General features: G+C 67.9%; 2 protein-coding genes. Both read left to right on the top strand.

Going from position 1 to position 2,027, the window contains the following annotated elements; genetic code table 11:
- The coding region (locus FJY88_13920; GenBank protein MBM3288423.1) for a hypothetical protein at nucleotides 1-298 on the top strand (298 nt) is incomplete at its 5' end.
- 6 nt (nucleotides 299-304) lie between these two features.
- Nucleotides 305-1,711 (top strand): beta-N-acetylhexosaminidase, encoded by a 1,407-nt coding sequence (locus tag FJY88_13915; protein MBM3288422.1) that lies wholly within the window; start codon nucleotides 305-307, stop codon nucleotides 1,709-1,711.
- Nucleotides 1,712-2,027 lie beyond the last annotated feature (316 nt).

Below are 2,027 nucleotides of genomic sequence, written 5' to 3'. Positions count from 1 at the left end.
CGCCCGCGTCCATCCGTGGCGCGACGACTGCCGGCGCTTCCGCGACCGGAATCCCTACTGCGCGCGCTGGACGGATGGGAGCTGGTCCTCCGACTACAGCCGCAGCGGCTGGTGCCCGGGCGTGGAAGTCCTTCCGATGGAGTTCGACCTTTCGGATCACCTGACGCCGGGCCCGCACACGATCCGATTCGCGATCGAGGATGTCCGCCCGATCGACGAGGCCGGCCACTTCGGCTACTGGCGCGTCTCGGCGAGCCTGGTCGGATGGGACAGGATGCCTCGTCTCTGGAGAAACTGACCGCCCGTGATCCCCCTGCCTCAGCGCGTCGTTCTCACCGGAGAGTCATGCGAGTTCGCGCCCTCACGCGTAACTTCCCGCATCGTCTCCGACGGCATCGGCCTCGGCGATGAGGGGTACAGGCTGCGCGCCGGATCGAGCGGCATTCTGATCGAGGCTTTGACGGAAGCGGGACTCTCCTACGGCCATCGAACGCTCCAGCAGGTCCTCGCGGCTCGATCCGATCGCCCCGACCTCGCCGGCCCGGTCGCGGCTTCCGGCGGCGGCCGCCCACTCGTCCTTCAGGGCCTCCTGATCGAGGACCGGCCGCGATTCTCCTGGAGAGGACTCCACCTCGATGTGGCGAGGCACTTCTTCCCCGCGGCGCGCGTATGCGAAGCGATCGAGTGGTGCGCGGAACACAAGCTGAACCGGCTGCACTGGCACCTCACCGATGACCAGGGATGGCGCCTTCCTGTTCCCGGGCGGCCGCGGCTTGCGGAGATCTCATCGAGGAGAAAAGAGGCTGACGGATCGACACACGCGGGCCTCTACACGGCCGAGGAAATCCGCGAGGTCATCCGCCACGCCGCCACCCGAAACGTCACGGTCGTCCCGGAGATCGACTTGCCCGGGCATGTCCGAGCCGCGCTCGCGGCATACCCGGAGCTTTCCTGCTCGGGGGAAGTCCTGCCTGTCCCGGCGACCTGGGGGATCTTCGAGGATGTCCTCTGCGCCGGCAGCGATGACGCCCTCGACTTCGTGACGGAAGTCCTCTCCGCGGTCGCGTCGCTCTTCCCGGGGAAGTACATCCACATCGGAGGAGACGAAGTCCTGAAGAACCGCTGGGCCGCGTGCCCCAAGTGCCGTGCCCGGATGGAGAGAGAGGGGCTCGAAACGCCGGAGGATCTGCAATCCTGGTTCGTCCGGCGCGTCGCGCGAATGGTCGGGGATCTGGGACGGACGCCCGTAGGGTGGGACGAGATTCTCGAGGGCGGCGCGCCCCCGGGCGCCGTCGTCATGTCGTGGCGAGGGATCGAGGGAGGCATCGCGGCCGCCCGGGGGGGACACCATGTCGTGATGTGTCCTACCGGCCACTGCTATCTCGACTCGTACCAGGGCCCCCGCGACGCCGCTCCCCCGGCCTTCCCGCGGGATGTCGATCTCGAGGCGGCCTATGCCTTCGAGCCGGCGCCTTCCTCCATCGAGAACCCCGATCTCGTCCTCGGAGGCCAGGCGTGCGTCTGGACGGAGCGCATCCCGGATTGGGAGCATCTTGGAACCATGACATTCCCCAGGCTGTGCGCGATCGCCGAAGCCTTGTGGACCGATCCTCGGAGGCGCGACTATCCCGACTTCCTCCTCCGGATGCGACTTCACGAGCGTCGGCTGCTGAGAGCGGGGATCAAGCCCTACCCGCTCCCCGCCTCATAGGCCCGATGGACGCGGCCGACCCCGACAAGATTCGGGGGCCCGGCTCTCGCCAGCCGGACCCCCAGGTCGCCTCCACCCCGAACTGATGATCTCGCCGTTTGCGGCCGACCCCGTCCAGCGTCAGGACTCCTTGATCTCGATCCTCGAACGCATCTGCTCCTCCGACAGCCGGCCGTCCCCGTAGGATCGCAGATCGTCGATCGTGGCCCGGACGGTGAGCTTCCGGACCTCCTTGCCCTCCGGCAGATCCATGTTCCGCATGCGCGCCATGATCTTCACGGACCGGCCGGCCGGCAACCCCTTCAGGATCTCGCCA

Source organism: Candidatus Eisenbacteria bacterium (genome assembly GCA_016867495.1).
In the GTDB taxonomy this organism is placed as follows: domain Bacteria; phylum Eisenbacteria; class RBG-16-71-46; order CAIMUX01; family VGJL01; genus VGJL01.
Note: the sequence above shows the minus strand (reverse complement) of the source record. Positions and strands in the feature narration are given on the sequence as shown.